This is a genomic window from Pseudomonas sp. GD04158 (assembly GCF_029834875.1).
Taxonomy (GTDB): Bacteria; Pseudomonadota; Gammaproteobacteria; order Pseudomonadales; family Pseudomonadaceae; genus Aquipseudomonas; species Aquipseudomonas hydrolytica.
Genome location: NZ_JAODYT010000006.1, coordinates 109,970 through 134,640 on the forward strand (window position 1 = coordinate 109,970; position 24,671 = coordinate 134,640).

General features: G+C 66.4%; 19 protein-coding genes. 8 read left to right on the forward strand and 11 right to left on the reverse strand.

Going from position 1 to position 24,671, the window contains the following annotated elements:
• Positions 1-8: 8 nt before the first annotated feature.
• From N7333_RS04425 to N7333_RS04450, 6 genes are all read right to left on the reverse strand, one after another.
• The gene (locus N7333_RS04425) at positions 9-3,101 is read right to left on the reverse strand and encodes an MdtB/MuxB family multidrug efflux RND transporter permease subunit (RefSeq protein WP_129483607.1); all 3,093 of its coding nucleotides are present in this window, start codon (positions 3,099-3,101) and stop codon (positions 9-11) included.
• A complete protein-coding gene (locus N7333_RS04430) occupies positions 3,098-4,342 on the reverse strand; it encodes an MdtA/MuxA family multidrug efflux RND transporter periplasmic adaptor subunit (RefSeq protein ID WP_129483608.1) in 1,245 nt (414 codons plus the stop codon). The genes N7333_RS04425 and N7333_RS04430 overlap by 4 nt, the downstream gene beginning before the upstream one ends.
• A gap of 164 nt (positions 4,343-4,506) precedes the next feature.
• Positions 4,507-5,007, reverse strand: a complete 501-nt coding sequence (tpx, locus tag N7333_RS04435; protein ID WP_003240712.1) for a thiol peroxidase — start codon at positions 5,005-5,007, stop codon at positions 4,507-4,509.
• 175 nt (positions 5,008-5,182) lie between these two features.
• Positions 5,183-8,863, reverse strand: coding sequence for a translocation/assembly module TamB domain-containing protein (locus N7333_RS04440; RefSeq protein ID WP_129483609.1), 3,681 nt, complete (start codon positions 8,861-8,863; stop codon positions 5,183-5,185).
• Complete coding sequence (locus N7333_RS04445; protein ID WP_129483610.1) at positions 8,860-10,587, reverse strand: autotransporter assembly complex family protein; 1,728 nt, start codon at positions 10,585-10,587, stop codon at positions 8,860-8,862. Before N7333_RS04445 ends, N7333_RS04440 begins: the two co-directional genes overlap by 4 nt.
• A gap of 67 nt (positions 10,588-10,654) precedes the next feature.
• Complete coding sequence (locus tag N7333_RS04450) at positions 10,655-11,299, reverse strand: GNAT family N-acetyltransferase (protein ID WP_096826576.1); 645 nt, start codon at positions 11,297-11,299, stop codon at positions 10,655-10,657.
• Between the two features lie 244 nt (positions 11,300-11,543).
• Here N7333_RS04450 and xthA point away from each other — a divergent pair, with 244 nt between their 5' ends.
• The 4 genes from xthA (at position 11,544) to N7333_RS04470 (ending at position 15,176) form a co-directional block, all read left to right on the forward strand.
• Positions 11,544-12,356, forward strand: coding sequence for an exodeoxyribonuclease III (gene xthA / locus N7333_RS04455; RefSeq protein ID WP_003240718.1), 813 nt, complete (start codon positions 11,544-11,546; stop codon positions 12,354-12,356).
• A 102-nt stretch (positions 12,357-12,458) separates the two neighbouring features.
• Positions 12,459-13,841, forward strand: a complete 1,383-nt coding sequence (locus tag N7333_RS04460; protein WP_003240720.1) for a phosphate ABC transporter substrate-binding/OmpA family protein — start codon at positions 12,459-12,461, stop codon at positions 13,839-13,841.
• Between the two features lie 177 nt (positions 13,842-14,018).
• On the forward strand, positions 14,019-15,008 hold the full coding sequence (locus tag N7333_RS04465; protein WP_003240721.1) for a TerC family protein: 990 nt from the start codon (positions 14,019-14,021) through the stop codon (positions 15,006-15,008).
• Positions 15,009-15,017: 9 nt separating this feature from the next.
• Positions 15,018-15,176, forward strand: a complete 159-nt coding sequence (locus N7333_RS04470; RefSeq protein ID WP_003240723.1) for a hypothetical protein — start codon at positions 15,018-15,020, stop codon at positions 15,174-15,176.
• A gap of 159 nt (positions 15,177-15,335) precedes the next feature.
• Here the strand turns inward: N7333_RS04470 and N7333_RS04475 are convergent, their stop codons facing one another.
• Positions 15,336-16,565 (reverse strand): acyl-CoA dehydrogenase, encoded by a 1,230-nt coding sequence (locus tag N7333_RS04475; RefSeq protein WP_003240725.1) that lies wholly within the window; start codon positions 16,563-16,565, stop codon positions 15,336-15,338.
• Between the two features lie 140 nt (positions 16,566-16,705).
• On the opposite strand from N7333_RS04475, the gene N7333_RS04480 reads away from it, so the two are divergent.
• Positions 16,706-17,641 carry a LysR family transcriptional regulator gene (locus N7333_RS04480; RefSeq protein WP_012018750.1) on the forward strand — a complete coding sequence of 312 codons (936 nt, stop codon included), beginning with the start codon at positions 16,706-16,708 and terminating at the stop codon, positions 17,639-17,641.
• Positions 17,642-17,704: 63 nt separating this feature from the next.
• On the opposite strand, the gene N7333_RS04485 is transcribed toward N7333_RS04480, so the two are convergent.
• Positions 17,705-18,139 carry a DoxX family protein gene (locus N7333_RS04485; protein WP_003240729.1) on the reverse strand — a complete coding sequence of 145 codons (435 nt, stop codon included), beginning with the start codon at positions 18,137-18,139 and terminating at the stop codon, positions 17,705-17,707.
• A gap of 105 nt (positions 18,140-18,244) precedes the next feature.
• On the reverse strand, positions 18,245-19,660 hold the full coding sequence (locus N7333_RS04490; RefSeq protein ID WP_003240731.1) for a transglycosylase SLT domain-containing protein: 1,416 nt from the start codon (positions 19,658-19,660) through the stop codon (positions 18,245-18,247).
• Positions 19,661-19,938: 278 nt separating this feature from the next.
• Between N7333_RS04490 and N7333_RS04495 the strand changes: the two genes are divergently transcribed.
• From N7333_RS04495 to N7333_RS04505, 3 genes are all read left to right on the forward strand, one after another.
• Positions 19,939-20,766 (forward strand): TatD family hydrolase, encoded by an 828-nt coding sequence (locus N7333_RS04495; RefSeq protein WP_012018751.1) that lies wholly within the window; start codon positions 19,939-19,941, stop codon positions 20,764-20,766.
• Between the two features lie 86 nt (positions 20,767-20,852).
• The gene (locus N7333_RS04500) at positions 20,853-22,322 is read left to right on the forward strand and encodes a methyl-accepting chemotaxis protein (protein WP_012018752.1); all 1,470 of its coding nucleotides are present in this window, start codon (positions 20,853-20,855) and stop codon (positions 22,320-22,322) included.
• Positions 22,323-22,424: 102 nt separating this feature from the next.
• Entirely contained in the window at positions 22,425-22,787 is a 363-nt protein-coding gene (locus tag N7333_RS04505) for an Mpo1-like protein (RefSeq protein ID WP_003240736.1), read from the forward strand.
• A 1-nt stretch (position 22,788) separates the two neighbouring features.
• Here the strand turns inward: N7333_RS04505 and N7333_RS04510 are convergent, their stop codons facing one another.
• Entirely contained in the window at positions 22,789-23,586 is a 798-nt protein-coding gene (locus N7333_RS04510) for an acyl-CoA thioesterase domain-containing protein (protein WP_041772888.1), read from the reverse strand.
• A gap of 106 nt (positions 23,587-23,692) precedes the next feature.
• Positions 23,693-24,463, reverse strand: coding sequence for a CHAD domain-containing protein (locus N7333_RS04515; protein WP_041772889.1), 771 nt, complete (start codon positions 24,461-24,463; stop codon positions 23,693-23,695).
• Positions 24,464-24,671 lie beyond the last annotated feature (208 nt).

Below are 24,671 nucleotides of genomic sequence, written 5' to 3' on the forward strand. Positions count from 1 at the left end.
TGCGCCGCTCATATGGCCAGCCCCGCCGCACTGCGCCCGCTGACGCGACGCGACAGACGATCGAAGTACAGGTAGATCACCGGCGTGGTGAACAGCGTCAGCACCTGGCTGACCAGCAGGCCGCCGACCATCACCAGGCCCAGCGGCTGGCGCAGCTCGGCGCCGGAGCCCGAAGCCAGCATCAGCGGGATGGCGCCGAACAGCGCGGCCAGGGTGGTCATCAAGATCGGACGGAAACGCAGCAGCGCCGCCTGGTAGATCGCCGCCTCGGGCGCCATGCCCTGGTTGCGTTCGGCCTCCAGGGCGAAGTCGATCATCATGATCGCGTTCTTCTTGACGATGCCGATCAGCAGGATGATGCCGATGATGGCGATCAGGCCCAGGTCGTTGCCGGTCAGCAGCAGCGCCAGCAAGGCGCCGACACCGGCCGAGGGCAGGGTCGAGAGAATGGTGATCGGGTGGATATAGCTCTCGTAGAGCACGCCGAGCACGATGTACATGGTGATGATGGCCGCCAGGATCAGCAGCAGCGTGGAGCTCAGCGAGGCGCGGAAGGCCTCGGCCGCGCCCTGGAACTGGGTGTTGATCGCGCCGGGCAGGCCGATCTCCCGCTCCACCTGCTCGATCACTGCCACCGCCTCGCCCAGCGACACGCCCGGCGCCAGGTTGAACGACAGGGTCACCGCCGGGAACTGGCCGATATGGTTGACCAGCAGGCTGGCCGGGCGCTCTTCGATCCGTGCCAGGGAGGACAGCGGTACCTGCTGGCCATCGCCGGTGGCGACGTGGATCTGACGCAGCGCGGCCAGACCGATGCGGCCGCCGTCGCGGCTCTCCAGCACCACCCGGTACTGGCTGGACTGGGTATAGATGGTGCTGATCTGGCGCTGGCCGAAGGCGTCGTAGAGCGCATCGTCGATATCGCCGACATTGATGCCCAGACGCGCGGCGGCGTCGCGGTCGATATCCAGGTACACCTGCAAGCCGCGGTTCTGCAGATCGCTGGCGACATCGGTGAGCTGCGGCTGCTCGCGCAGCGCCTCGACCAGGCGCGGCGTCCAGGTTTCCAGCAGCTGGCTGTCGGGCGATTCCAGGGTGAACTGGAACTGGGTGCGGCTGATGCGATCCTCGATGGTCAGGTCCTGCACCGGCTGCATGAACAGCTCGATCCCGGGAATCTTCGCCAGCTCGGGGCGCAGCCGCTCGATCACCTGGCTGGCGGTGACGTCGCGCTCGCCATGGGGTTTGAGGTTGATCAGCAGGCGGCCGCTGTTGAGCGTGGGGTTGTCGCCGTCCACACCGATGGACGAGGACAGGCTGGCCACCGCCGGATCGCGCAGGATGACGTCGGCCAGGCGCTGCTGGCGCTCGCTCATGGCGCTGAAGGAAATCGACTGCGGCGCCTCGGAAATGCCCTGGATCACCCCGGTGTCCTGTACCGGGAAGAAGCCCTTGGGTACCGCCAGGTACAACAGCACGGTCAGGCCCAGGGTGGCCACGGCCACCAGCAGGGTCAGCGGCTGGTGCCTGAGCACCCACTGCAGCCACACGCCGTAGCGCTCGATCATGGCGTCGATGAAGCCTCCGGCGGCGCGGTAGAAGCGCCCCTCCTCTTCGGGCTTTTCCGCCTTGAGCAGGCGCGCGCACATCATCGGCGTAAGGGTCAGCGACACCACCAGGGAAATCAGGATGGCCACCGCCAGGGTGATGGCGAACTCGCGGAACAGCCGCCCGACCACATCGGCCATGAACAGCAGCGGGATCAGCACGGCGATCAGCGACAGGGTCAGCGAGACCAGGGTGAAGCCGATCTGCCGCGCGCCCTTGAGCGCGGCCTCCAGTGGCGTCTCGCCCTCCTCCAGATGGCGGGCGATGTTCTCCAGCATGACGATGGCGTCGTCCACCACGAAACCGGTGGCGATGGTCAGCGCCATCAGCGTCAGGTTGTTGATGGTGAAGCCGGCCAGGTACATCACGCCGAAGGTGCCGATCAGCGACAGCGGCACGACGATGGACGGAATGACGGTCGCCGACAGCTTGCGCAGGAACAGGAAGGTCACCATCACCACCAGGGCGATGGCCAGCAGCAGCTCGTGCTGCACGTCGCGCACCGCGGCGCGGATGGTCTGGGTACGGTCGGTGAGCACCTTGACCTCGACGCTGGCCGGCAGGCCTTCGGTAAGGTGCGGCAGCAGGGTCTGGATGCGGTCGACCACCTCGATGACGTTGGCCCCGGGCTGGCGCTGCACGTTGACCAGCACCGCCTGGTTGCGATCGGCCCAGGCGGCCAGACGTTCGTTCTCGGCACCGTCGATGATCTCGGCGACATCCTTCAGGCGCAGCGCGGCGCCGTTCTGGTAGCTGAGGATCAGCTCGCGGTACTCGTCCACGGTTTTCAGCTGGTCATTGGCGTCGAGCTGCGAGACCCGGGTCGGCCCGTCGAAATTGCCCTTGGGCTGATTGACGTTGCTGGCGGTGATCAGACTGCGCACGTCGGCCAGGCTCAGGCCGTAGGAGGCCAGCGCCTCGGGGTTGACGCGGATGCGCACTGCCGGGCGCTGGCCGCCGGCCAGAGTGACCAGGCCGACACCGCTGGTCTGCGCCAGTTTCTGCGCCAGGCGGGTGTCCACCAGGTCGTTGACCTGCGGCAGCGGCATGGCGCTGGACGTCACCGCCAGGGTCAGCACCGGCGTATCGGCCGGGTTGACCTTGTTGTACACCGGCGGCGCCGGCAGATCGCCCGGCAGCAGGTTGCTCGCCGCATTGATCGCCGCCTGCACCTCCTGCTCGGCCACCGCCAGCGGCACCTCCAGATTGAAGCGCAGGGTGATCACCGAGGCGCCGCCGGAGCTGGTCGAGGACATCTGCTTGAGCCCGGCCATCTGCCCGAACTGGCGCTCCAGCGGCGCGGTCACCGCACTGGTCATCACGTCCGGGCTGGCGCCCGGGTACAGGGTCAGTACGCGGATGGTCGGATAATCCACCTCCGGCAATGCCGAGACCGGCAACAGGCGGTAGGCGATCAGGCCGCTCAAGAAGATCGCCACCATCAGCAGCGTGGTGGCGACCGGCCGCAGGATGAAGGGGCGGGAGATGTTCATGCGTCGTTCCGTGCTGCGCCGTCGCGCTTGCCCTGGAGGGCGTCCGGCTCATTGGCCGCGCCGTCGGGGCTCTGCACCAGGTCCGGGTCGACCACTTCCACCTCGCTGCCGTCGCGCAGGCGGTCGGTGCCCTCCAGCACCAGCCGTTCGCCAGGCTGCACGCCGCCGGCCACCAGGCTGCGCTCGGCGTCGCTGGCCGCGATGGTGACCTGGCGGATGCTCACCTTGCTATCGCTGTCGACGACGTAGACGAAGGTGCCACGGGTGCCGAACTGCACGGCAGCCGACGGAATGATGGTGGCCGCTTCGCGGGTTTCCACGCGCAGGCGCACATTGACGAACTGGTTGGGAAACAGCATCTGCTCGGCATTGTCGAAACGCGCCTTGAGCTTGACCGTGCCGGTGGCGGTATCGATCTGATTGTCCAGGCTCTGCAGCACGCCCTCGGCCAGCTTCAACCGCTCGCCGCGGTCCCAGGCTTCGACGGCCAGGGTCACGCCGTCGCGGCGTCTTTGCAGCACCGCCGGCAGATCGCCCTCGGGGATGGTGAAGATCACCGCAATCGGGTCGGTCTGGGTGATCACCACCAGCGGCGTGGTATCGCCGCCGCTGACCAGGTTGCCGACATCCAGCTGCCGCAGACCGAGACGACCGGAGATCGGCGCACGAATCTGGGTGAAATCCAGATTGAGCTTGGCGGTGGCGACATCCGCCTGATTGCTCTGCAGGCTGCCGCGGTACTGGTTGACCAGCGCCTGCTGGGTATCCAGGGTCTGCTTGGCGATGCTGTCTTCGGCGAACAGCCCCTTGTAGCGCTGCAGGTCCAGCTCGGCGTTCTTCAGCAGCGCCTGGTTCTCCTGCAATGCGCCCTGCGCCTGCTGCAGCGCCACCTGATAGGGGCGCGGGTCGATCACCGCGAGCAGGTCGCCGGCCTTGACCTGCTGGCCTTCCTCGAACAGCACCTTGACCAATTCGCCCTCCACTCGCGAGCGCACGTTGACGGTGTTGTAGGCGGTCACCGTGCCGAGCGCCTTGAGTTCGATGGCGAAATTGCCCTGCTCCACCTCGGCCAGGCGCACCGGTACCGGGCCCATGTCGCCGAAGCGACCGCGCCCCGTGGGCTGGGATTGCGGCTTGCTCGGCCAGAACCACCAGAGCAGCAGAAACAGCACGGCCAGCAGAGTCAGGCCGATCAGCCATTGGCGGGAGGTAGTGGCGGAGGTCGCAGAGGCGTTGGACATGGCGGGGAAACGGATCACTTCTTGTGGGAGTCGGCACCATAAGCACTGACAACCGCCAAGCAAAGCCCATTTACCCGCTTTTTACCCAGGACTTACGTTACTAACTATTTGAGGTGCGAATAAAAACGGCCTGCAGAGCAGGCCGTCTTGCGCCTTTGGCAGCCTTACTTGAGCGCCGCCAGCGCCGCTGCGTAGTTCGGCTCGTCGGCGATCTCGCCGACCAGTTCGCTGTGCAGCACCTTGTCGTTCTCGTCCAGCACCACCACCGCACGGGCAGCAACGCCGGCCAGCGGGCCAGCGGCGATGGCCACGCCGTAGTCCTTAAGGAAGTTCGCGCCACGCATGGTGGACAGGTTCATCACGTCGTTCAGGCCTTCTGCGCCGCAGAAGCGCGCCTGGGCGAACGGCAGGTCGGCGGAAATGCACAGCACCACGGTGTTGGGCAACTGCGCGGCCTCGGCGTTGAACTTGCGCACCGAGGTGGCGCAGGTCGGGGTATCAACGCTGGGGAAAATGTTCAGCACCTTGCGCTTGCCGGCCAGGCTGGCCAGGGTGACGTCGCCGAGGTCCTTGCCGACCAGACTGAAGGCCGGCGCCTGCTGGCCGGCCTGTGGCAGCTGGCCATCGACCGGAACCGGGTTGCCTTTGAGGGTGACTTGCGCCATGGGAGTTTCCTTATCGTTCAGGGAGTTGAAGGGCGAATGTGTGACATGGGCGACGCCGACAGCGGGTCGCCCATCGAATGGCAGGTCACGGCCCGACCAAGGCTCCAGCCTAGCGCAGAAGTGGCGCCGATACACCCGAGGCCGAGTAGGGATTTAGCGAAGCGCCGAGGCGGCATCAGAAATCCCTGCGATAGAACAGGTCCAGCGAACTGGCCAGGCCGCTGGCGGCCTCCAGATACAGACGCCGGCTCAATTGATAACGCAGCGCGATGGTGTTGGCCGGCTCGAACACGCCCACGCCATAGCGCAGGCTGAGCCGTTCGGTGATGTTGCCGCTGGCTACCACGCTGGTGGTCACCCCGCTGCCTTCGGTGTCGAGCTGAAAGTCCTGGATGCCCAGGCTGCTGGCCAGGCCGGTGGTCAGCGAACTGCTGCTGGCCAGGCCCAGGGCCAGCGCCGCCTGACCGAGCATATTGTTGTCGCCGCTGCTCTGCCCGAGCGGACGCCCCAGCACCAGGTAGGACAGCGCCTGCTCCTGGCTCATCGACGGCTCGGCGAAGACCGTGGTGGTCGGCTGCTCGGCGTTGCCGGAGAGGCGAATGCCGGCCACCACGTTATCGACCCGGCGTATCGCCTCGACATCCAGGAACGGCTGATCGATGGGCCCGGTGAACAGCAGACGCGCGCGGCGAATGGTCAGGCGCTGGCCGTAGGCGCGGTAGCGCCCGCCGACCAGATCCAGCTCGCCGCGGGTATCGAGATTGTCGCCAATGTGCACGCGCCCGCGCAGATCCGCAGTGAGCCCGAAGCCGCTGAAGGCCAGCTTGTCCTGTCCGACCTCGACATCGATGTCCATGGCCATGCTCAAACCCGGCTCGACCTGCGGCGTCTCGCGGCCGACCACCTGCGCATCGTCTGACAGCTTGACGGTGGTGGGCGGCAGCTCGCGCACGCTGATCAGGCCGCGCGGCACGCCCACCCTGCCGCGTACCGCCAGTTGCTGGGCACGCAGCTGCAATTGCAGATCGGGTTCCACCTCCAGCTCGGCATAGGGCTCGACCTTCACCGGCAGACGCTGGCCCTGCACGGACAGATCGCCGCTCAGCCCCTCGGCCCAGCTCAGTTCACCGCTCAGATTGCCGCGCCCCTGTTCGCCGCTGCGCCAGTTGCCGGACAGCTGCACCCGTTCGCCAGCGATCAGTGCCTGCAGCTGCAAGGTTTCCAGGCTCAGCGGCAGTTCGCTGCCGGACAGCTCGCCATCCTCCAGGCGCAACTGGCCGTTGATCTGCGGCGCCAGCAGATGGCCGGAGATGTTGCCGCTGCCCTGCAGCTTCCCCTCGAGCCTTTCGGCCATCGGCACGAAGGGGCGCAGCACGGCCAGGTCGAAGCCGCTCAGGCGAAACTCGCCATTCACCGGCTTGTTCGCCGGGCGCGGATCGATCTGTGCCTGCAGTACCAGTTCACCGAGGCGGCTGCTGAGAAAGCGCAGCTCGCTGTCCACCCGCTGCGGCCGCAGCGTGCTCTCCAGGCGCAGGCTGTCATAGGCGAAGTCCAGCCACTGTTCCTCCTCGGGCTGGCGGATGCGCAAGGTGCCGGCGTCGGCATCCAGGGCGATGCGGCCATTGGGGCCGCTCTGCGGCAGGTCGAGCTTGAGCTGGCCGTTCAGCTGGCCCTGCCAGGCGAAATCCTCGGGCAGCCAGGGCTGCAGGCTGGCCAGGGGGAAGTTCTCCAGGCGCCAGTCCAGGCTGGGCTGCGGCATGAGGCGTTGCTGGCCGCCACAGAGGCTGGCATCCGCGGCCTGCCAGCAGTGCGCGCCCAGTGTCAGGCGACCGCTGGCCAGGCGCTCGAGGCTGGCCGCCTGCTGTAGTTGCCAATCCTGGCCACCGCTCTGGATACGGCCGCTGGCGATGCGTCCGCGCCAGTCGCCCTGCTCGTTCAGCGTGCCGTCCAGCGCCATCGCCAGCTGCAGCAGCGGGCCTTGCAGGTCCAGCTGCAGGGCCTGGCGGCGAGCATCGCCGCGGCCTTCGGCCTGCAGGCGGCCAAGGTAGGTGTCGCCAATGCGAATGCCGCGCAGGTTCAGGGTCAGATTCGCCTGTTGCCGCGCATCCAGCGTTGCCTCCAGTTGCACGCGGCGCAGGCTGGGGTCGCCGAAGGCCAGGCGCTCGCCCGTCAGCGCGAGCTGCCCCTGCGGCGCCTGCAGCGTACCGGCCAATGCCAGCTGGCCCTGCAACTGCCCCTGCAGCCCGGGCCAGAGCTGACCGAGACGCGGCAACGCCAGTTCCAGCTGACCGCGCAGGCGCTGATCCAACGCGCCCTGGCCGCTCACCCGGTTGTCACCGAGGCGCACCAGCAGGCGCTGCAGCTGCCATTGCTCCCCGGCTCCAGCGCCTTGTACCTGCAACTGCGCAGGCTGGCCGCGCAGGCGCCCGTTGAGGTCGATATCGGCCTGCGCCTGCAGCGCGCCGGCGTTGAAACTGCCGGCGGTGTTCAGCGGACCGCCCAGGTTGCCGGGCATTTCGGCCAGCCAGTAACCGGGGTCGAGCTCGCTGAGCTGGAGCATGGCCTGCCAGTCGATGCCCTCGGCGAAGCCCAGCCTGAGCACGCCCTGCGCGCGGCCCTGACCGGCCACCAGTTGCAGCTGCGGCAGGCTGACCTGGCCGAGGTCACCACTGACCGGGCTGCTCAGGCTGAAGTCCCCCGCCGGTCCCTGCAACTGCGCGGCGAAGTTGCCCAGGTAGCTGCCTTCGCTATAGCTGACCTCCGCCTGCAGGGTGCGCACAGTCACCGGTGGCGGTTCGTCCAGCGGGTAAAGGCGCTGCCAGGGGAAATCCAGCCAGTCCAGCTGGGCATCGACGCTGAAGGCTTCGCTCCAGGCCAACTTGCCTTCGACCTGCAGGTGCTGCTGCTCGGCCTGAATACGCAGCAACTCGATATCCGCACCGGCGGCATCGACCCGCCCGCTCAGCCGCAGCGGCATCGGCGCCTGTTCGGCCGGCAGGTTGGCGCTGCCTTCTATGCGATAGCCGGCAGCCAGATCGCCCTTGGCCTGCAACTGCAGGTCCTGCAGGCGCAGGGTCGGCGGCAAGGCGCTGCTGGCCTGGAAGTCGCGGCTGATCAGGCGCAGCTCGGCCGGCAGATGCTCGGCCAGGGCCTGCACCTGGCCTTGCAGGCGTGCGTCGAGGTAGCCGCTGCTGTCGGCATCGAGCTGAAGACTGCGTTGCAGCTCCCCGCCGATCTGCAGCGCCAGCTGCCAGGGCTTGCCGTCCACTTCGGGCAGTTGCAGGCGACCGCTCAGGGCCAGCGGCCAGTCGCCCTGCGGTGTCAGGCTGCCGCGCAGATCCAGGCTCAAGTCATCGCGGCGCAGGGCCAATTGCTGCAGTTCGACACCGCGTTCGTTCCAGCTGGCGATCAGCTGCAGGTCGCTCAGTTGGGTTTGCCCATCCAGGCGCAGCTCGCCCAGACGGATATCGCCCAGCTGCAGGCGCAGCGGCAGATTCAGACTGGGCAGGCTGAGCGGTTCGCTGCTCGGCTCAGCGCTTGGCGGCAGGTTCAACGCCGCCTGCTGCAGATGCAGACGGTCGATGCATAGCGTCAGGCGCAGCAGGCAGGACGGCGACCAGGCCATGTCCAGCTGCTGCAGCTCCACGCGCATTTCGCCCTGCTGCCAGATCAACTGTTCAGCCTGCCAGGCACCGCCCAGGCGGCCATCGAAACCTTCGACCTGCAACCCCGGCACCTGCTGCAGCAGCCAGCGGCTGCCGGCCTGAGAGCCCAGCAACAGCCAGAGCGAGGCGCCAACCAGCAGCATCAGGCCCAACAGGCCAACCGCCACACCCTTGAGCAGACGCCGGGTCACAGTTCCGGCCCCATGGAAAAGTGCAGGCGCACGCCGCCGTCATCATCCAGCGCATGGGCCAGGTCCAGGCGCAGCGGGCCGACCGGCGAGACCCAGCGCACGCCGAAACCTACCCCGGTCTTGAGCGTGGGGAATTCCAGGGAATTGAACGAGTTGCCCTGATCGACGAAGGTCGCCAGGCGCCACTTGTCGGTCAGGCTGTACTGGTACTCGACGCTGGCAGCGAACAGGTAGCGGCCGCCGACCCTGTCGCCGCGATTGTTCTGCGGCGACAGGCTCTGATAGTCGTAGCCCCGCACGCTCTGGTCGCCGCCGGCGAAGAAGCGCAGCGATGGCGGCACACCGGAAAAACTGTTGGTTTCGGTGCCGCCGAACTGCACACGGCCAAGCACTCGGTGGTTGTCCAGCAAGGTGGTCAGCCCCTTGAGCATGACGTTGCCGTGCAGCACGTTGGCGTCGGATAGCAGGCCATCCACCGCGCCGGAGAGGTCGAACTGCACGCGATAGCCCTGGTTGGGATCGAGGCGATTGTCGCTGCGCAGCAGCGAATAGCTGACCCCCGGCATCAACAGCGTACTCAACCCAGAATCATCGCCCAGGCGGTATTCCTCGCGCTGCCATTTCACCGACAGTACCCGCTGCCAGCCACCGGCACGCCGGCTGTGCCATTCCGGGCCGACGGTGAGCAGGCGGCTGAGGCTGTCCTTGCTGGCCAGCTCCTCGTACTGATAGCCACCGGCCAGGCGCAGCTTGTCGGTCAGGGGCGGATCACCCGGGATGTCGTACCACAGGCCGAGGTTCTGCCGCGGCGCCGACAGCTCGCTCTCCACCCCGTAGCTGTGGCCCTGCGGATTGCGCCAGTGGCGCGTCCAGTTGGCACGCAGGCGCGGCCCGACGTCGGTGGAAAAGCCCAGGCCAAGGCCCATGGTGCGTGGCTGGCGCACCTGCAAATCGACCGCGACGGGAATGCGCTGCTGATCGGCCTGGGTGGGAATGGCGTCGACCCGTACCGATTCGAAATAACCGCTGGACTGCAGCGCCTGGTACAGCTCGGCGATCAGTTCGGAGTCATAGGGGGTATCGGCCTTGAACGGCACCATGCGCCGCAGCAGATCTTCATCGAAGGGAAAGTCGCCGCTGAAGGCGATATCGCCGAGGCGGTAGCGCGGCCCGCTGAGGTAGACCAGGTCGATATCGGCGACCCCGGCCGCCGGATCGACCTGCAGGCTCTGCCGGGTAAAACGCCCGTCGAAGAAGCCGTAGCGCGACGCCTGATTCTGGATCAGCCGTTTGGCATCCTCGTAGCGCCCGTGATTGAGGACCGAGCCGGGCTGAAGGCGGGTCGCGGTGGGCAGACGGAAGGCTGCCAGCTCGCTGGCCGGCCCCTCGACACGAATGTTCACGTTGCGCAGGCGCACACGCTCGCCAGGCTCGACATCCAGTATCAGACGCGGCGTCTCGCCTTCCTCGATGCGGCTGCGAATGCGCGCCTGGTAATAGCCCAGCGCCTGCGCGGCCTTGTTCGCCTCGCTCTCGGCGATGCGCCGCAGGCGCCGCAACGACTGCAGATCGCGCCCCTCCAGACTCCCGACGTAACCTTCGATATTGGTTCTGAGGGCGGAATTGGCCGGGGTGATTCGCACTTCCAGCTCGCCGGCCGCGAAGGCCCCGGTGCTGATCAGCAGCAGCACCAGGCTGCGCCGAATATGTCCATATACACTCATGCCGGGGATGCTAACACGGAGCGCAGCGCGTGCCAGAGCCTTGGCGCCGCGCAACGACCGCCAGGGTTCAGGCGCTGACCCTGACCACCGGTTGTGGATTGGGATGGAAGAACACGTGCTCCACGACCGGGCCGATCGCCAGCTCGCCGATCTCCTCGTAGCCCTGACGTCGATAGAAGTCCAGATAGCGCGCATTACCGGTATCCAGCACCACGCCTTGCGAGCCGGCATCCTCGGCGCACCAGTCGTGCAGCGCTTCGAGCAACTGCTCGCCGCGGTGCTGCCCCTGGAACTCGGGATGAATGCCCAGCAGCGGCAATACGTGATACGGGCCGGGCGGCAGGCAGGCGAGCACGGCGTCGTGGTATTCCAGATAACGCCGGGTGCAGCCGTAGCCGGTGCTGAGCAGCATACGCAGGCGCCAACCCCAGCTCTCGGTGATATCCAGGCGGCGCTGCGGCGGCGCGATCAGGGCCGCACCGATCAGACGATCGTCGATCAGCAGACCGATGGCCGGCAGGTCCTCGGCAAAGTGCTGCTGCACCAGTTCCCGCACCGTGGCCCGCACCCGCTGATCGAAGCCCGGACGTTCGGCCTCGAACAGGTAGGCGAAGGTCGGCTCGTGGCGGTAGGCGTGGTACAGCAGCGAACGCACTTCGCGGGCGTAGCCGCCATCGAGCATGCGAACTTCGGCAGGAGCGTTATGGGGCATGGCGAACCTCTGTGGTTGGGGGCGCCCGGGCGCGTCACTGCCAACTTAGCACCGCCTACCTCCCCCCGCCAGGCGCTGGCCGCGAGCGCGGCGGATCGGCTAGCATCGCCATTCAATCCGAAAGTCGCGCAGCGGCGCTCTCCCTATGCCCTTCGTCCTTCGCGAAGGCAAGGCATGCCGCCAAGGCTTTCCTCATCCGGGCTGCCGCTGGTGGCATGCCCGTCAGCCCAGGACCCGCCCACCCATGAAAATCGTCTCGTTCAATATCAATGGCCTGCGCGCACGCCCCCACCAGCTCGAAGCGCTGATCGCCAAGCACCAGCCCGACGTGATCGGCCTGCAGGAAACCAAGGTGGCCGACGAGCAGTTCCCCGAGAGCGAGATTCGCCAGCTCGGCTACCACGTGCACTACCACGGGCAGAAAGGCCATTACGGCGTCGCCCTGCTCTCGCGCCAGGAGCCCCTGAACCTGCAGAAGGGCTTTCCCAACGATGGCGAGGAATCCCAGCGGCGCTTCATCTACGGCACCTTCGCCGATGCCCATGGCAACCCGGTCACGGTGATGAACGGCTACTTTCCCCAGGGCGAAAGCCGTGACCACCCGGTGAAGTTTCCCGCCAAGCAGCGCTTCTACGCCGATCTGCAGCAACTGCTGGTGGAACGCTTCGATCCGCAGCAGGCGCTGGTGGTGATGGGCGACATCAACATCAGCCCTGAGGATTGCGACATCGGCATAGGCGAAGCCAACCGCCTGCGCTGGCTGAAAACCGGCAAGTGCAGCTTCCTGCCCGAAGAACGCGAGTGGCTGGCCACCCTGAAGAACTGGGGTCTGGTGGACAGCTTCCGCCATCTCAATCCGGCGGTTAACGACCGTTTCAGCTGGTTCGACTACCGCAGCCGCGGCTTCGAGGACGAACCCAAGCGCGGCCTGCGCATCGACGTGATCCTCGCCAGCCAGGCCCTGCAGGGTCGCCTCAAGGATGCCGGCATCGACTATGACCTGCGCGGCATGGACAAGCCGTCGGACCATGCGCCGATCTGGCTCGAACTGGCCTGAGGGCCTCTACGGCGCGGCGCGCCCCAGCGCCGTCACATGAATGAAATCTGACTGACTTATTCTGCGCGGCACTTTCATCACCCACCAGAAGGTGCCTGCCGCATGTCGCGAGCCCTGCCCGCCGCCGACCTCGATCCCTGGGGTCGTACCCTGTTCCTGCTACTGCTCGGTTTCCTCTGCTACGGTCTGCCGCTCTCGGTATTCGCCGCCCTGCCCGCCTCCCAGGGCAATCAGCCGGTGCTGCGCATCCAGGGCTCCAACACCATCGGCGCCAAGCTCGGCCCCGAGCTGGTCAAGGGACTGTTCGAAGCCCAGGGGCTGCGCGACATTCGCAGCGAAGCCGGCGCGGCGGAGAACGAACAGCGCCTGCTGGCGCGTCAGGCCGATGGCCGCGCGGTAATCGTGGAAATCGCCGCACACGGCTCCGGTACCGGCTTCACCTCGCTCAAGGACGGTTCGGCCGACCTGGCCGCCTCCTCGCGCCCGATCAAGGACGGCGAAGTGGCCAACCTGGCCGCTCTCGGCGACCTGCGCAGCCCGCAGAGCGAACAGGTGATCGCCATCGATGGCCTGGCCATCATCGTGCATCCCTCCAACCCGGTCAGCGCGCTGAGTGTGGACCAGGTCGCGCAGCTGTTCTCCGGCCAGATCAGCGACTGGTCGGCGCTCGGCGGCAGGCCCGGCGCGGTCAGGCAGTACGCCCGCGATGACAACTCCGGCACCTACGACACCTTCAAGGAGCTGGTGCTGGCCCCGGGCGGACGCAGCCTGGCCGGCACCGCTCAGCGCTTCGAGTCCAGTACCCAGCTGTCCGATGCGGTCGCCGGCGACCCCAACGGCATCGGCTTCATCGGCCTGCCCTACATTCGCCAGGCCAAGGCCGTGGCCATCGCGGCCGGCGACTCCCAGCCCATGCCGCCGAGCACCACGCTGATCGCCACCGAGGACTATCCGCTGTCGCGCCGGCTGTTCATCTATAACCAGCCGCAGCTGGACAACCCCTGGGCCCGCGCGCTGATCGATTTCGCCCACAGCCCCCGTGGCCAGGCCATAGTCGACAGCACCGGCTTCATCGCCCAGACGGTGCAGGCCGTGCAGGTCGCGCCCGACGCGCAGCTGCCCGCCGACTACCGCCAGCTGGCCGAACAGGCACAGCGTCTGTCGGTGAACTTCCGCTTCCAGGAAGGCAGCGCGACGCTGGACAACAAGGCGCAGCGCGATCTGCAACGGGTCATGGATTACCTCAGGCAGCACGACAAGCTGCAGGGCAAGGTGGTGCTGGTGGGCTTCGGCGATGCCAAGAGCGACCCCGAGCGCGCCGAACTGCTGTCCAAGCTGCGGGCCATGGCCGTGCGTCGCGAACTGGCCAGGCAGGGCGTGCTGTTTCGCGAGGTCACCGGCCTCGGCGGCGAGCTGCCGGTGGCGGCCAACAACGAAGAACACGGGCGCATCCGCAATCGCCGGGTCGAGGTCTGGGTCTACTGAGCCGCGCCTGCCCGGCGCCCGCGAAAAATATTTGTCGGCGGGGCTTGGCACAACACCTGCCCGGCGCTAGCCTTTGCAACGCGTGACGCCGGGCCCCTCTGGCGGTGAGTTTCTCACCGTGATGTCGGAGTCACTGAGTCGATTTCATTTCAACTCAGGCAGACATAGGGAGGGCTCATGGACGCTCTACTTGCCTTTTTCACCACCCCGCTCTTCGGTACCCCCGGCTGGTTCTGGCTGGCCTTTCTGATACTCATCGTCACCCTTCTGGTACTCGACCTCGGCGTGCTGCATCGCGATCAGCACGAAATCGAGATGCGCGAGAGCCTGCTGCTGTACTCGGGCTACTTCAGCGTCGGTGTCGCCTTCGGCGGCTGGATCTGGTGGCAACTGGGCGCGACCAAGGCGCTGGAGTACTACACCGGCTTTCTCGTCGAGCAGTCGTTGTCGATGGACAACGTCTTCGTCATGGCGATGATCCTCGGCTACTTCAACATCCCCCGGCGCTATCAGCACCGCGTGCTGTTCTGGGGCATCCTCGGGGTCATCGTGCTGCGCGCCATCATGATCGGCCTGGGTACGGCCCTGGTGCAGCAGTTCGACTGGATTCTCTACCTCTTCGGCGCCTTCCTTCTGCTGAGTGGCTTCAAGATGCTGCGCAGCAATGACCATGAAGCGCATCCCGACCTTGCGCAGAACCCGCTGCTGCGCTTCGTGCGCAAGCACATCCGCGTGACCGACGAGCTGCATGGTGGCCAGTTCCTGGTGCGCCTGCAGGATCAGGTCAGCGGCAAACCGCTGCTGTATGCCACGCCACTGCTGCTGGCGCTGATCCTGATCGAGCTGGCCGACCTGGTCTTCGCCGTGGACAGCGTACCGGCCGTGCTGGCCATCTCGCAGGACCCGTTCATCGTCTACACCTCAAACATCTTCGCCATCCTCGGCCTGCGCGCGCTGTACTTCGCCCTGGCCGCGCTGATGCACCGCTTCATCTACCTGAAGTACGCGCTGGCGCTGGTGCTGATGTACATCGGCGGCAAGATCTTCCTGCACGATCTGGTCAAGGTTCCCGCCCTGCTCTCGCTTGGCGTAACCTTGGGCCTGCTGGCTGGCGGCGTGGTGCTTTCCCTGCTGCGCACCCGCGAGCCGAGGGCTGCCGAACACTGAGGAATGGCGATGGCGGAAGTGCGCATCGAGCTGATCGAACGCCAGGGTCGACGACTCTGGCAGGTGCGCATCGGGCGCCGCGCCCTGACCTTTCATGAAGAGCTGGCGGCACGGACCTTTGCCGCCCAGCTGCATATGCGCCTGACGCGGCCGGGCCATCTACCCTAGGGGGGGTGTCACGGGACGTACGCGCACCTCATACAACCGCGGCGTGGTGCGCACGGCGCACCCTACCTGTGTGCGCATCCGACTCCCAGGGTGGCCGTGCGCACCGATATAAACGACGAGGCCCGCAAAACGCGGGCCTCCTCTTTCCAGGCTGGCGAATCAGCGGCTGGCTTTCATCACGTCGCGCGGCACGTACTTGCCGATCTCGTACTTGCCGATGGCGGCGCGGTGCACTTCGTCCGGGCCGTCGGCCAAACGCAGGGTGCGCTGCATGGCGTACCAGTAGGCCAGCGGGAAGTCGTTGGAGACCCCGGCACCGCCGTGCATCTGGATCGCGCGGTCGATCACCTTGAGCGCCACGTTGGGCGCCACCACCTTGATCTGGGCGATCTCGCTGGCCGCGATCTTGTTGCCCACGGTGTCCATCATGTACGCCGCATTGAGCGTCAGCAGGCGCGCCTGGTTGATCTCCATGCGCGAGTTGGCGATGTGGTCGATGTTGCCGCCCAGGCGTGCCAGCGGCTTGCCGAAGGCGGTGCGGCTCACGGCGCGCTTGCACATCAGCTCCAGGGCGCGCTCGGCCATGCCGATCGAACGCATGCAGTGGTGGATACGGCCCGGGCCGAGGCGACCCTGGGCGATCTCGAAGCCGCGGCCTTCGCCGAGCAGCACGTTCTCGTAGGGCACGCGCACGTTCTCGAACAGCACCTCGGCGTGGCCGTGCGGCGCATCGTCATAGCCGAACACCGGCAGCGGGCGCAGCACGGTCACCCCGGGCGCATCCATCGGCACCAGAATCATCGAGTGCTGCTGGTGGCGCGGCGCATCCGGGTTGGTCAGGCCCATGAAGATCATCACCTTGCAGCGCGGGTCGCAGGCGCCGGAGGTCCACCACTTGCGGCCGTTGATCACCCACTCGTCACCTTCGCGGCGAGCGTTGGCCTGCATGTTGGTGGCGTCGCTCGAGGCCACGCCCGGCTCGGTCATGGCGAAGGCGGAGCGGATCTCGCCGGACAGCAGCGGTTCCAGCCACTGCTGTTTCTGCGCTTCGTTGCCGTAGCGCACCAGCACCTCCATGTTGCCGGTGTCCGGCGCGGCGCAGTTGAACGGCTCCGGGCCGATCAGCGAGCGCCCCATGATTTCCGCCAGCGGCGCGTATTCGGTGTTGGTCAGGCCCGCACCGTAGTCCGATTCGGGCAGAAACAGGTTCCACAGGCCTTCGGCCTTGGCCTTGCTTTTCAGCTCTTCCATGATCGCGGTCGGCTGCCAGCGGTCGCCCTCGGCCACCTGCTGCTCGAACACCGCTTCGGCCGGGTAGACATAGGCCTCCATGAACGCGGTGACGCGTTCACGCAGCTCTTGAACCTTGGGGGAATAGGCAAAATCCATGGGGCTACCTTCTTGGTGTGCGGTTGTAGAAATGATGCTAGAACAGCGCTTAAGATTTATCGAACCTATTTTCCGCGTGTATGAACATTCATAACCGATATATGATCGACTGATATCGACAGCCCTGGAGCACATCCGGCATGAACCTGACCAAGGTGGATCTCAACCTCTTCATCGTCTTCGACGCCATCTACACCGAGGCCAATCTGACCCGTGCCGGACAGATCGTCGGCATCACCCAGCCGGCGGTTTCCAATGCCCTGGCCCGCCTGCGCGAGACCTTCAACGACCCGCTGTTCGTACGCACCGCCCAGGGCATGGTGCCGACGCCGATGGCGCAGAACATCATCGGCCCGGTGCGCAATGCCCTGCAGCTGCTGCGCGTGTCGGTGCAGGAAAGCCGCACCTTCAATCCACTGCAGGCGAACAAGACCTATCGCATCAGCATGACCGACCTCTCCGAGCAGATCCTCCTGCCGCCGCTGTTCCAGCGTCTGCGCCGCCTGGCGCCGAGCGTGTGCATCGAGAGTTTCCTGGCCAAGCGCCGCGAGACCACCAAGGAGCTGGCCGCCGGCCGCCTCGACTTCGCCGTCGACGCACCGCTCAACACCGACCCGCAGGTGCGTCACGTCAAGCTGCTGGATGACCGCTACGTCTGCGCCATGCGCCCGGGCCACCCGCTGGCCAAGGACAAGATCAGCCTCGACGAGTACCTGTCGCTGACGCACATCCACATCTCCAGCCGCCGCAGCGGGCTGGGCTACGTGGATCTGGCCCTGGGCAAGATGGGCATACAGCGCAAGATCGCCCTGCGCTCGCAGCATTACCTGATGGCCAGCAGCGTGATGCTGCAGACCGATATGGTGATCACCGTGCCGGAGCGCTTCGCCCGCCGTCATCACCTGCATCACGTGACGCTGCCGGTCGGCGACGTGCCGGCGCTGGAAACCCACCTGTACTGGCACGAAAGCACCGATCAGGACCCGGCCAACCGCTGGATGCGCGAGCAGATGATCGAACTGGCCCAGCAGGTCACCGCGCAGGAGAAGAAAGCCGAGCAGGCCGCGACGACCTGATAGCTTGCAGCCGAACGCAAGAAGGCCCGCATATGCGGGCCTTCTCGTTGTTGCCGGATCGAATCAGCGAGCGATCTTGCCATCCACCGACAGCTTGCCGGCCCCTTCGAACACCAGCGCCACGCTGATGGCCAGCAGCGCCAGGGCGAACTCGTAACCGTTGTTGCTCATGAAGAAACCGTTGGCGAAGTGCACGGTGAAGATGGCCACCAGCATGGTCACCGCCAGCACCACCGCAGCCGGGCGTACCAGCAGACCGATGATCAGCGCCACACCGCCGAAGAATTCGGCGCTACCGGCCCCCAGTGCCATCAGGTAGCCCGGCGTCAGGCCGATGCTTTCCATCCACTGCGCCACGCCGTCCAGACCATAGCCACCGAACCAGCCGAACAGCTTCTGCGCGCCATGGGCGGCGAAGGTGATACCGGCGACGATACGCAGGATGGTGATGCCGAAGCCGGCCTGGGTGGCGGTGATGCTCTTGATCAGGTTGTTCATTACAGCGCTTCCTTCGTGTGTGGGAGTTGATGGCGCACAGAATAACCAATTAATTCGATTTAAAAACAGCAAAAAGCCGCTAATTAATATCGAAAAGATAGATAGTTAGTTGGCCGTCAGACGCTGTCTTTGCGGTTCGAGCAGATAGCGCTCACGGTCATAAGCAAGGTAGTACTTATTCACCGCATTCACATAACTCACCACGCCCATGCCCATCTGCTCCATGGCCACACGCTCGACCTGGAAGAACCACTGATTGGGATTCAGGCCCCGCCTGCGTGCCTCGGCGCGCAGGCTCTGCACCCGTTGCGGGCCCAGGTTGTAGCCCGCCAGGACGAATGCCATGCGTTCGCGCTCGTTGAGCTGCGGGCTGTTGAAGAAGTTGCGGCGGATCATCGCTAGGTACTTGCTGCTGGCCTGGACGTTACCGTCGAGGTTCTGGATGTTGCTCACCCCGACGCTTCGCGCTGCCGCCGGAGTGATCTGCATCAGCCCGGTGGCGCCGCTGGCGCCGCGCGCCGAAGGATTGAGGGTCGACTCCTTGAACGCCAGGGCGGCCAGCAGCAGCCAGTCGAAACCTTGTTGTTCGGCATGCTGCTGCAGCACCGGACGCACTCTTTCCAGACGCTGTCGCTCGGTGCGTCCGAGCGGCGAATGCACCCGGTACTGGCGCCGGTAGACCCGCTGGAACGCCGCATCCTGATCGGCCGGCGCCTGATAGCCGCTGAAGAAGCGGTCGATGCTGGCGCGCAGCATCGGCGCATCGGGGCGCACGAACCATTTCATGTCGCCGTCGCGCGCCAGCACCAGATGCTTGTCAACGCGCAGCTTGGGCATCACCTTGGCCCAGCGCTCGGCGATTGGCAGCTCCACGGCGGTGCGCTCGAAGATGCCGGCCTGAACCATCTCCAGCACGTCCTCCACCGCCAGGCTGGGGTCCACCCACTCCACGACGATGGGAGGCAGCTTGCGGTCGGCCAACTGCTGATTGATCCGTCGCAGCGCCTCACCCACGGCGCTACCGGTGGGCAGCGACAGGCTGCGGCCGGCCAGTTGCTCGAGGCTGCGGTAATGCCGGTTGCCCTGCTTCGACACCAACACCAGCGGCACCTCGCGGCGAATCGCCATGCTGGCGCTGACATCGTGGCCGGTACGCACATTGAGCAGCTCCCCCGGCGCCACCAGATCGCCCTCGCCACGCTGCAGGGCGCCGAGCAGCTGATCCTTGGCCTTGGGAATGATCTTCAGCTTGAGGCTGCGGCCATCGCGGGAATTGCGATTGAGATACTGTTCGAAGGCGCGCAGGCGATGGTACTCGACACCGATGCTCTGCCCCTTGACCGCGCCCGAACTGTTGCGACTCTGGTTGACCAGCACGCGCAGCTCGCCACTGCTGCGGATCGTCGGCAGATCACGCGCGCTGCGCACCTGGCTGCCGACCTCCGGCGGGCCGGCCACGCGCGCGCTGACCGAGAACGGCAGCGCGGCCAACAGGCACAGGATCAGCAACAGTCGCGACATCGAATCTCCAGGAACGGGCGGCAGGCCGCCAGAAACCACGCGGGGTCCATTGCCTGCTCTTCGCCAAGGCGCGACAGACGGCAACTGACCACGAACCCATCAAAGAAGTTCCCCCGGCCAACGCGGGGGGCGGAGGTTCGCACAGCCAGCGGCGCCAACGCCAGCCCACAACCTCGTAAAAGCTTTAGAAAAAATCACCAACCTCTTGTTTTATTTGCTTTTTCTGACGAACGGAAAGCATCTGGTATGCTGCCCCATCGCGCACATCAGGTGGCACCATGCAACTCATCGATATAGCCGTCAATCTCACCCACCCCAGCCTCGCCGCGCAGGCCGAGGCGCTGCTCGAGCGCGCCTATGCGGCGGGCGTCTGTCAGCTGGTGCTGACCGGCACCAGTCTGACCGAAAGCGAAGCGAGCCTCGCACTTTGCCGACAGCTGGATGCCCGTGGTGGGCGCCTGTTCAGCACCGCCGGGGTGCACCCTCACGATGCCAGCAGCTGGAACGGCGCCAGCAGCGCCGCCCTCAAAGCCTTGCTGAGCGAGCCGCAAGTGCGAGCCGTTGGCGAGTGCGGGCTGGATTTCGATCGCGATTTCTCACCGCGCCCGGCTCAGGAAAAGGCTCTGGAGGAACAGCTGGCACTGGCCGCCGAGCTGCAGATGCCGGTGTTCCTGCATGAGCGCGAGGCCAGCCAGCGGTTGCTGGAGATTCTGCGCGACTATCGTGACCGGTTGCCGGCGGCGGTGGTGCACTGCTTCACCGGCGAACGACGCGCCTTGTATGCCTACCTGGATCTCGACCTGCATATCGGCATCACCGGCTGGGTGTGCGACGAGCGCCGCGGCACCCATCTACATCCTCTGCTCAAGGACATCCCCGGCGAGCGGCTGATGCTGGAAACCGACGCCCCCTTCCTGCTGCCGCGCAGCCTACGGCCGAAGCCCAAGAGCGGGCGCAACGAACCGGCCTATCTCGTCGAGGTGCTGCGCGAGGTGGCCCTGCATCGCGGGCAGAGCGCCGAACAGCTGGCCAGCTCGACCACCGCCTGCGCCCGCGCATTCTTCGCGCTGCCGACCATACTGGATGACGCCAGCCCGGAGTGTTGATTGACGTCAAGACTCCGGCAAGCCGTCGAGGGCATACTGCTGGCACTTGGCCAATATTCAATGCAGCGAGACGGACAGACATCAGCATGGGCGCCTGGATCAGCGATCTATCTCTCAAGTACAAATTCTGGGCGGTCAACGCCGTCGCGTTCGTCATCAGTCTGATGCTGGTGCTGTTCGCCCTGCATACCGAGCAGCAGGCGCGCAGCGCCGACGCCAGGCAGGCCGTCCAGCACCAGGCACGCCTGCTTCAGCAATGGCCGCAGCAGGCCGCACTGCCCAGCTCGGCCGACATTCAGCTGCTGCAGGGCAATGCCGCCTTGCCAGGCGCGCGCGGCACGGCCGATGGCAGCGGCTGGCAAGCGCTGACGCATGAGGCCTGGTTCGGCACCAACCCCGTCATCGGTGCGCAGCGCGTCACCCTCAGCGATGGACGCAACCTGGCGATACTGGCCAGCGCGCCCAGCCTGCTCGACCTGTTCGCCCAGCACGCGCTGACCTATGCCATCGCCGTCGCCGTTCTGATGCTCCTGCTGCTGGGGGCCTCGCAGCTGCTCATCCGCTTTCTGCTCAGCCATCTAAACAGCCTCAAGGACGTGATGCTGCAGGCCGAACGCAGCGGCGACCTGTCGCTGCGTGCAGCCGCGGACAGCCGAGACGAGGTCGGCCAGATGGCCGCCGCCTTCAATGCCATGCAGGCCGGTTACCAGCGAGTGGTCGGCACCGTTGGCCAGGTTGCCAGCGAACTGAACAACGGCACGCGCAGCCTCGCCGAGCGCATGGGCAGCGTGCGCCAGGGCATGCTCAGCCAGCAGAGCGAAACCGACCAGGCAGCCACCGCCATCAACGAGATGTCGGCCACCGTGCAGAACATCGCCGAGCACGCCAGCACCACCCGCGATCAGTCGCATGGCGCCGACCAGCTGGCCCGCGCCGGACAACAGGTGGTCGGCCGCGTCGAACAGTCCATCGCCGCCCTGTCCCAGGGCGTGCGCCAGAGCGCCGGCAGCATCGAGCGCCTGGCCGAGGACAGCCAGCACATCAGCCGCGTGGTCGGGGTGATTCATGGCATTGCCGAGCAGACCAACCTGCTCGCGCTCAACGCGGCGATCGAAGCCGCGCGGGCGGGCGAGATGGGCCGCGGTTTCGCCGTGGTCGCCGACGAGGTGCGCAATCTGGCCAAGCGCGTGCAGGACTCCACCGACGAGATCACCCAGATGATCGGCAGCCTTCAGGGTGGTACGCGAGACGCCGTGGAATTCATGCGCGAAAGCTCGGAAAACGCCAGCCAGTGCGTGCAGCTGGCGCAAGAGGCAGGCGAATCGCTGGCGGCCATCACCACCGCGGTGGCGCTGATGCGTGACAGCAACACGCAGATCGCAGTGGCCGCCGCGCAGCAGAGCGAAGTGGCCGAGGAGCTGAGTCGGTCGGTGGTGGGCATCCGCGATGTCACCGAGCAGACCGTCGGGCAGACCGTGGAGTCCGCTGCCACCAGCCAGCAACTGGCCGAACTGGCCAGCGAACTGAGCAAGGCCATCCGCCAGCTGCGTCTGTAAACGGAGCGCCTGGGCATAAGGCTATCTGCGCCATAGCCAGGAGCAATTCGCTCTGCGCTGGCGGCGATCCTAGACTCGAGCCATCGAGCCGAGGATCGCCCCATGCGCAAACGTCACCCCAACCTGCTGGCCTGGCAATGGCAGCATTACGCCGACCAGCACCGACATCCCACCAACCTGCTGCTGCACCTGATCGCCGTGCCGCTGTTTTTGCTGTCGCTGATCCTGCTGCTGATCGGCCTGTGGCAGCTGGGGTTCGTGCCCCTGGCGCTGGGCATCATCGGCCTGATCGCCGCCCTGGCGTTGCAGGCGCACGGCCACCGCCTGGAACAGCAGCAACCCGAACCCTTCAACGGCAAGCGCGACGCGGTCAAACGCCTGCTGCTGGAGCAGTGCGTGACCTTTCCGCGCTTTGTTTTCAGCGGCGCCTGGTGGCGCGCCTGGCGCCAGCGCCGGCGCCCCTGAGTCAGGCAAACACGGTCACGGTCTGCCGGCTCAGAGCGATCAGTTCGCCACTCGGACTCCACAGCGCCGCCGCCACGTGTCCGTAGCCATCGCGGGCGTGCTCGATCTCCGCGCGGTACAGGCACCAGTGCTCGGTGTTCAGGCTTTGCAGCGGCTGCACGAATTCGATGGTCCAGGTCAGCGAGCTACCCGGTGCCGGGCTCTTCAGATGCGGCAGTACCGCCGGCGGCCAGGCATCGACCAGCGCCAGCAGATGCGCCTCGCTCAATGCCTGCACCTCGTTCTCGCCACGTAGGCGCACCCAGCCGCCCATCTGCCGCGACGGGTTGTTGGTGAAGGGCATGCCGCCAAGGGCCCAGCGCATGGCCAGAAATCGGGTGAACTCCGGGGTGACGTTGCGCACGTAGGGCAGCTCGGTGCATTGCTCGGCAGGCTTGAGCTGCGGCGCCGGCAACGGCGCCACGTCGATGAGCGAATCGCGCGAGGCACCGAAGCTACCCTGCACCATGGTCACCACCTGGCCATCCTGAGCCGCGCGCAGGCACATCTGGCTGACCGCCTTGCCCTCGCGCAGCACCTCGGCCTGAAAGCTCACCGGCACCTCGGCGGCCACCGGGCCGACGAAGGTGATGGCCAGCGAGCGCACCGGACGCCCTTGCGGCACCTTGGCGCGCATGGCTTCGAACGCCAGCGCCGCCACCAGGCCGCCAAAGCTTGCCCGGCCCTGCCCCCAGGTTGGCGGAATCACCACGCCATCCGGGTCACGGCGCACCGCGTCGAGCAGTTCGGAAAAAGTCATACACACCTCGCATTCCATGAATGGCAGGGATCTTAGGGGATCGTCGATGCCTGACGATAGGCCGATTCGAAGCCTATTCGGTCATAGTGGCGGCGAAAATGTCGCCTTATTGCTCGACGGGGAAGTCGACGTACAGCGCCAGCAAGGCCTCGTCCGCGCGGCGCTCGGCCATTGCCTGGGCCTGCAGCCAATGGTCCCTGCACGGCTTCAGCGCCTCGCTCGCTTCGCTCTGCGCCAGCCACTGCAGATGATCGTGCCAATCGCCCAGCTCGCTTTGCGCACGCTTGAGACGCGCATACGCGGCCTTGCCCAGACCGCCATGGGCCGGATAGGTCTCTGCGGCGTAACGCACGCGCTTGATCAACAGCCGCAGGCGATGCCGGTCATGCGCCGGATCGCGCAGCGCAGCGGCCAGATGGCGCTGCTGGCGGCGCAGGCGGCGACGGATGCGCTTGTCCATCCCGCGCAACTGCCCCTGCACGGCGGCCTGACGCCAGTTCGTCGGCCAGGCATCGAGCAACAGCAGCAGCTCGGCCAGCTCGCGGCTGCTGGCGATGGCCGCGTATCCCGCTGCGTGCTGCGCCGCATCGAGCGGAGCCAGGTGGGGCAACCCCAGACGCTGCAGCTCGCCGATCAGCACCTCGCGGTCGCGCAAAGGGCCGCTCAGCCGTCCCAGCACCGCCGCGCCCTGCTCCAGCGCGTCGACGCTCGGCAGACCGCGCAACGGCCGCAACAGACTGCGCAGCTGGCGCAGGGCGATACGCAGATCGTGCAGGGCTTCGGCATCGGTCACAGCGGCCAGGCGCGCCTGACAGGCATACAGACGGACCTGCAAGGCCAGCACGCGTGCCAGGATCTGTTCGGCCAAACTGCTCATGCACATGCCCCCTTACCCGGATCGGTCATCCACCCCATGCGCACGGCCGGCGCACCCCAGATGATTATTGCGAGACCGCGCGCTAACGCAACAGGCGCCAGGGCAAGGCTCTGCGCAGCTCACCCAGGGCCTGACGCAAAGCCGCCCGGGAAGCAGGCTGACCGGCGTAGCGCTGGGCCTCGAAGCAGCGGGCAAAGGCCTGGATCGC